The organism is Alkalibaculum bacchi (assembly GCF_937875145.1).
Classification (GTDB): domain Bacteria; phylum Bacillota; class Clostridia; order Eubacteriales; family Alkalibacteraceae; genus Alkalibaculum; species Alkalibaculum bacchi_A.
The window spans coordinates 1-6,068 of sequence record NZ_CALNCS010000097.1 but is presented as its reverse complement, the minus strand read 5'-3'; the positions used below and the strand labels follow the sequence as shown (position 1 = coordinate 6,068).

Below are 6,068 nucleotides of genomic sequence, written 5' to 3'. Positions count from 1 at the left end.
GTAGATTCATTAGAGGGGCTTGCCTTTTCTATGAATCAGGTTCTAAAAGATAATGATTTTGAAACATACCCTACTTTGAAATACAAGGAATTTGTAGGTAATGGCATTAAACATTTAGTATACAGAGCCCTTCCCGAGGAATATAAGGATTCAGAATCAGTAGAAAAGTATTATAAAATGATGAATAAGGTCTATGGCAAACACTATGCAACAGGCATGAATCTTTACCCAGGTATCTCTACTATACTAGATGAAATCACAGATTTAGGTATCCCCTTAGCAATTAACACCAATAAAAATCAGGACGTAACAGATTTTATCGTAGATGAATACCTAAGCAAGTGGAATTTCATCAAAGTCATTGGCTCTCATGACGAATATAAGAGAAAACCCGACCCAAGTGGAGCTCTTGCCCTGGCCGAGATGATAGGAGCTAAACTAGAAGAGTGTATTTACATAGGGGATTCTGAAGTAGATATAAAAACAGCTAAAAATGCAGGTATGAAGTGCATTGTGGTTGCATGGGGCTTTCGAGACAAAGACTACCTACTAACACTAAACCCTGAAATCGTAGTAGATCATGCAGAAGATATCATAAACTACATAGAAAAAGCTTAGATACATGTATCTAAGCTTTTTCTATAATTATTGCTAAGATTCTTCGCTAACGCTCTTGTGTGACTGCGATAGTAGCTAGGATGATATTAAGATAGCATAATTTTTGCCGACTACCTTTATTAAAACATTGGTACAACAGAACCCTCATATTTCTCTTGGATAAACTCTTTTACTTTGTCTGATTGTAGTGCTTTTACTAGAGCTTTTAGATCTTCTCTTTCCTCGTCTCCTTGGTGAACAGCTACAATATTTGCATAAGTAGTAGCAGCTAAAGAGTCTTTTTCTTCTTTTACTAATGCGTCATTTTCAACGTCTAATTCAGCTAGTAGGGCGTAATTTCCATTGACTACTGCCATATCTACGTCTTCTAACATTCTAGCAACTTGAGCTGCCTCTATTTCTTTAATCACTAGCTTTTTAGGATTATGTGTAATATCTCTTATTGTAGCTTGTAAACCTGCATTTGGGTCTACCTTTATCAGTCCAGCTGATTCTAATAACAACAATGCTCTTGCCTCATTTGTCGTATCATTGGGAACAGCTATAGTAGCACCATCTGCTAATTTATCAAGGCTTGCTGTTTTTCCTGGATATAAACCTAGTGGTTCATAGTGAATAAATGCAATAGATGCTAACTTTGTACCTTTTTGTGCATTAAAATCATCTAAATAAGGTTTGTGTTGAAAGAAATTCGCATCAATGTCTCCAGAGTCTAAAGCCGTATTTGGGACAACATAATCCGTAAATTCCTTAATGTCTAAAGTATAACCTTCCTCTGCTAATACTTCTTTTGCCACGCCTAAAATTTCTGCATGAGGAGATGGACTTGCACCAATTGTTATAGTCTTGTCGTCAGACGCGCCACAACCTGCAAATACAAAGATGGATAAAACTGCAACTGTTAATAAAGCCATAATTTTTTTCATAAATGATTCCCCCTTATATTTTTTATTTTCTTCTATCTTGTTTATCGGCAATTCTCATGCCAATTTCTTGAAAAATTTGTACTAAAATGATTAACAATATAATGGTTATAAACATAATAAAGTACTCATATCTATGATATCCATAATTAATAGCAATGGCTCCTAAACCACCTCCACCTACAGCTCCTGCCATAGCTGAATAACCTAAAATCGTTGTAGTAACTATGGCCACGCCAACGATTAAAGAAGGTTTTGCCTCGGGTAGCATTACCTTATATATAATCTGAAAGGGTGATGCTCCCATGGATAAAGCTGCCTCAATAACACCTTTATCTACTTCCTTAATAGAAGATTCTACCATTCTAGCAATAAAAGGAGCTGCTGAAACTACTAGAGGTACAATAGTTGCAGTAGAACCAATAGGTGTACCAACTATCTTCTTAGTCAAAGGTATAATGGCAATCATTAAAATTAAAAAAGGTATAGAACGAGTAATATTTATAATGGTATTTAAAATGCTATTTAACGACTTTATTGGCAAAATATTATCTTTTTCCGTTACAACAGCTAAGATACCCATTGGTAATCCTATTAAATAGGCAATAAATGTACTGACTAATGTCATATACAAAGACTCTAATAAGCCTACGGCAAACATGGATATGGTTGCACTATCAAGCACGATAATTCACCTCTTCTACTGTAAGATTTCTGCTCTTTAGATAATGAATAATTTTTTCAGCTAAGTTTTCATCAGAAGGCAATTGTATGACCATCTGTCCAATAGCTGTTCCTTCGATGTCTTTCATATCTGCATAGAGAATATTGACTGGTGCTTTACAGGCTAAAATCATCTCGGACACTACTGGATCATAAGAAGAACTACCGTCAAATACAATACGTAAGGACCTCTTTCCTATATTTTCGCTAGTTTTTTGTCCGTCTGGATAGACTAATTTCTGAGCGGCAAGAGTTGTAGGATGAGTAAATATTTCTTGAACTCGTCCAGATTCTGCTATCTTACTCTGATCAATTATGGCAACATGAGAACAGATACCTTCTATAACACTCATCTCATGAGTGATGATGACAATCGTAATATTAAGTCTTTTATTAATGTCTTTTAATAGGGCTAAAATCGAACGAGTTGTAGTAGGATCTAGTGCTGAGGTTGCTTCGTCACATAGTAATACTTTAGGATCTGTGGCTAGAGCTCTGGCAATGGCAACTCTTTGCTTTTGACCACCACTTAATTGGGAAGGATATGCCTTCTCCTTATTCTCTAATCCTACTATCGCTAGGAGTTCTCTTGCTTTTTCTTGTGCTTCTGCTTTGTTGACCCCTGCAATCTCTAGTGGGAAACATACATTTTCCATAACTGTCTTTTGCATTAATAGATTAAACTGCTGAAAAATCATTCCCATAGAATGTCTTAGTTCTCTTAATCCTTTTTTGCTTAAAGCAGATAGATCTTGTCCGTCTACAATGACCGTACCTGATGTAGGAACTTCTAAAAAATTCATACAGCGGACTAAGGTACTCTTACCTGCGCCACTCATACCAATGATTCCAAAAATATCGCCTTTATGTATTGTTAAATCAATGTGATCTAATGCCTTTACTTCTCCATCCTTTGTATAAAAGGATTTTGTCAACTCTTTTATCTCTATGATTTTTTCTTTCATTGCAAACTCCTATAATCATTTTCTATCACTTATTATAAACTCAAATTAAAATATTGTTTAAAATTCATTATAACATGAAAGTATTATATACCATTACTGAATTCTTGTAAATGTTTGATTTTATTAATCTTATATGTTTACTTTGAATAATCGGATAGAAAAACAAGTCTCCCACTTCTGGCAAATCTTGAAGTGGGATTGTAATCTTTATTCGCTAGTCTTTCGGTGGTAAAATCATTTTAAGCTTTCTTGGAAAAATCCTAAGGTCTAGAGGCATACTAGGGCCTTCTTCTCCGTCTATATCCGTGGTTACATTGTAATCTTCCTCTATATTTTCAATGAGAAAACAATTACTTTGTATATGAATTATATTTTTGTAGGATAAATGAGTTCCTCTTAAGATTTTTGCAAATACCACAGAGAGTTCGTTTAGAGGACATACTTTTATAGCAATCAAGTCTAGTTTCCCATCGTTCATCATAGCTTCTGGAGCCAATTTGTGAAAGCCTCCAGCGCCCCTTCCGTTCATAACAATGAAAAAGTAAAACTCATCCTCTATAACTTGTTCCTCTGTAGAAATCCTTAGCTTTAGTTTCTTAAAATTTGGTAATTGCTGAATGCCAGTAATATAATAGGCGACTCTCCCCATTACATTTTTCAGTTGGCGATCTGTATTTTGAGAGATTTCCATAAATAGACCACCACCACATACATTTAAGAAGCACTGATTGTTTACAAGTCCTACATCCACGTACTCTGTCTGTAATACAGACAAGGATTCTATAGCTTGTCTTATATCCATAGACATACCAATATTATAACAAATATCATTCATAGTACCTGCTGGAATAATACCTAAGGATATATCGATATTAAGCTTAATCATACTATTGACGAGAGCATTTACAGATCCGTCTCCGCCTGCAATAAATATAGCCTCATATATAGACACGTCCCTATTTTCAAAGACATTAGAAAAGTCCTCCACACAACTTGTTCGGAATAAATGTACCTCATAACCTTTATTTTGAAATACCTCAATAAAATAATCTAGGTGATTAGGAAAACTTTTATTCCCAGCAACAGGATTATATAGTAAAAAGACGAATCTTTTATCCATAAATTTAACTCTCCTTATTATTCACAATTTATCTGCTCTACTACCTTATCTACAATAATGTGCCAATCTAACAATTTTCCACTGCCCACATCTCCACAAGCTAGTCGGCCACTATCGGTGTCTAGTATAGTATAACCATATCTTTGTAACTTCTTAAGATTATCTTGGAGAATTGGATTTTCCCACATGCCAGTATTCATAGCTGGGGCAATCATGACCTTGGCTTTTGTAGCCATTAAGGTGGTTTGTAGCATATCATCAGCTATTCCGTTAGCTAGTTTCCCGATAAAATTAGCCGTAGCGGGTACAATAATAAATAAATCCGTCTTTTTTGCAAGTGAGATATGCTCTGTATCCCATTTGTCTATTTTATCAAACATATCTACAACCACTTTATTATGAGATAAGGTTTGAAAAGTTAGTGGTTGCACAAATTCCGTCGCATTTCTCGTCATAATTACATGGACTTCAAACCCCTTTTTTACTAAATTATTGACGATCTCTGCCGCTTTGTATGCTGCGATTCCTCCAGTTACACCTACCGTAATACATTTACTCATTTATTCTCTCCTAACATTCTCATTACAATTCCCTTTGCAATTTCATCTTTTGTATTAAATCGCTCCACAATACATCCATCTTTTAGTAGTATGGCTTCATGTTTCTGACTATCAATATTACACATATCATTCGCTAAAACCAGATCACAGTGATTGTCTATTGCCAGTTTATCTGCCACTTCTATTAATCGCTCTTCTGATACGCCGTTTAGCAATTTAAACCCTACTAAAAAAGTCTCTGGGTCTCTACTTTTAATATGAGATATAACCTTAGGCGTTCTTCTTAAACCTAGTACAATATCTTCTTTAGAGGAGATTTTTGACCCTTTTAGTGACGCGCTGTGAGGACTGGTTAAAATCTCTTGTATTCTTTTTTCTACATTTTCTATAGGACAGCTCTCTATTAAACTAAATATCTCTTTTGCTAAAAGCTTCACTGGCGCTGTATAATTTGTTGTAAAATCAGAAACAGCCATTGAGTGAACAAAATAATCTACCTTATATTGTGAATACACTTTGTCGATTGCATCTATTACACTTTGTGTATCACTTACAGGATAGATCATCACCTTACTCTGTACAACCTCAGGTTTTACAGCCCTCTTAGACATTATATAATGAACGGTAAAATCTTCATCCCCAAGATAGTCTAAGACCTCTTTACAAATTAAACGAGCTAATTTGCCCGTACTAGTGTTGGTGATTTGGCGCACTTCATCAATTTTTTCAACAGTACCCCCTGCCGTTATGACAATATGTTTCATAAGTATATCCCTCTATTTCTTTATCCTTTGTAATTACTTCATTTTAACATAGATATTTTTAAATGGATAGATGAGGTATGCCCAAAGCCCTCATTCCTATCCATCTATCATTATTCATTAACTATATTCGATTATTACTTTACTTCCACCTAAACCAGCTTTTGCAGGCTCAATCAATAGTTTTACGGGAACCCGATTTTTAATAGACTCTACATGGCTAATAATGCCAATAGACAATTTTTCGTGGTGGATTCTCTCTAAGCAATCCATTACTACTTCTAAAACCTCATCGTCAAGGGTGCCAAAGCCCTCATCCAAAAAGAAGAATTCAAGGGGGGCAGTGCCCTTAAGTTGTATTTGGGCAGATAAGGACAATGCTAATGCAAGAGATGCTA

General features: G+C 35.2%; 8 protein-coding genes. 1 reads left to right on the top strand and 7 read right to left on the bottom strand.

What is annotated here, in order from left to right; translation table 11 throughout:
- On the top strand, positions 1-618 hold a 618-nt coding region (locus Q7P22_RS06295), incomplete at its 5' end, for an HAD family hydrolase (RefSeq protein WP_303862056.1).
- A 119-nt stretch (positions 619-737) separates the two neighbouring features.
- On the opposite strand, the gene Q7P22_RS06290 is transcribed toward Q7P22_RS06295, so the two are convergent.
- From Q7P22_RS06290 to Q7P22_RS06260, 7 genes are all read right to left on the bottom strand, one after another.
- The gene (locus Q7P22_RS06290) at positions 738-1,544 is read right to left on the bottom strand and encodes a MetQ/NlpA family ABC transporter substrate-binding protein (RefSeq protein WP_303862053.1); all 807 of its coding nucleotides are present in this window, start codon (positions 1,542-1,544) and stop codon (positions 738-740) included.
- Between the two features lie 22 nt (positions 1,545-1,566).
- Positions 1,567-2,226: a methionine ABC transporter permease gene (locus Q7P22_RS06285; protein WP_303862051.1), complete on the bottom strand. Its 660-nt coding sequence runs from the start codon at positions 2,224-2,226 to the stop codon at positions 1,567-1,569.
- Positions 2,219-3,229: a methionine ABC transporter ATP-binding protein gene (locus Q7P22_RS06280; RefSeq protein WP_303862049.1), complete on the bottom strand. Its 1,011-nt coding sequence runs from the start codon at positions 3,227-3,229 to the stop codon at positions 2,219-2,221. The genes Q7P22_RS06285 and Q7P22_RS06280 overlap by 8 nt, the downstream gene beginning before the upstream one ends.
- A gap of 214 nt (positions 3,230-3,443) precedes the next feature.
- Positions 3,444-4,349 (bottom strand): YegS/Rv2252/BmrU family lipid kinase, encoded by a 906-nt coding sequence (locus Q7P22_RS06275; protein ID WP_303862046.1) that lies wholly within the window; start codon positions 4,347-4,349, stop codon positions 3,444-3,446.
- Positions 4,350-4,366: 17 nt separating this feature from the next.
- Positions 4,367-4,909 carry a flavoprotein gene (locus Q7P22_RS06270; RefSeq protein WP_369695501.1) on the bottom strand — a complete coding sequence of 181 codons (543 nt, stop codon included), beginning with the start codon at positions 4,907-4,909 and terminating at the stop codon, positions 4,367-4,369.
- Positions 4,906-5,673, bottom strand: coding sequence for a phosphopantothenoylcysteine decarboxylase (locus tag Q7P22_RS06265; RefSeq protein ID WP_303862043.1), 768 nt, complete (start codon positions 5,671-5,673; stop codon positions 4,906-4,908). Before Q7P22_RS06265 ends, Q7P22_RS06270 begins: the two co-directional genes overlap by 4 nt.
- 117 nt (positions 5,674-5,790) lie before the next feature.
- A partial coding sequence (locus tag Q7P22_RS06260; RefSeq protein WP_303862041.1) for an SbcC/MukB-like Walker B domain-containing protein occupies positions 5,791-6,068 on the bottom strand: 278 nt, incomplete at its 5' end.

Excerpts from the sequence above, each read along its gene's own strand:
- Q7P22_RS06290 (WP_303862053.1), bottom strand. The coding sequence starts at position 1,544 with ATGAAAAAAATTATGGCTTTATTAACAGTTGCAGTTTTATCCATCTTT.
- Q7P22_RS06280 (WP_303862049.1), bottom strand. The coding sequence starts at position 3,229 with ATGAAAGAAAAAATCATAGAGATAAAAGAGTTGACAAAATCCTTTTAT.
- Q7P22_RS06275 (WP_303862046.1), bottom strand. The coding sequence starts at position 4,349 with ATGGATAAAAGATTCGTCTTTTTACTATATAATCCTGTTGCTGGGAAT.
- Q7P22_RS06270 (WP_369695501.1), bottom strand. The coding sequence starts at position 4,909 with ATGAGTAAATGTATTACGGTAGGTGTAACTGGAGGAATCGCAGCATAC.
- Q7P22_RS06265 (WP_303862043.1), bottom strand. The coding sequence starts at position 5,673 with ATGAAACATATTGTCATAACGGCAGGGGGTACTGTTGAAAAAATTGAT.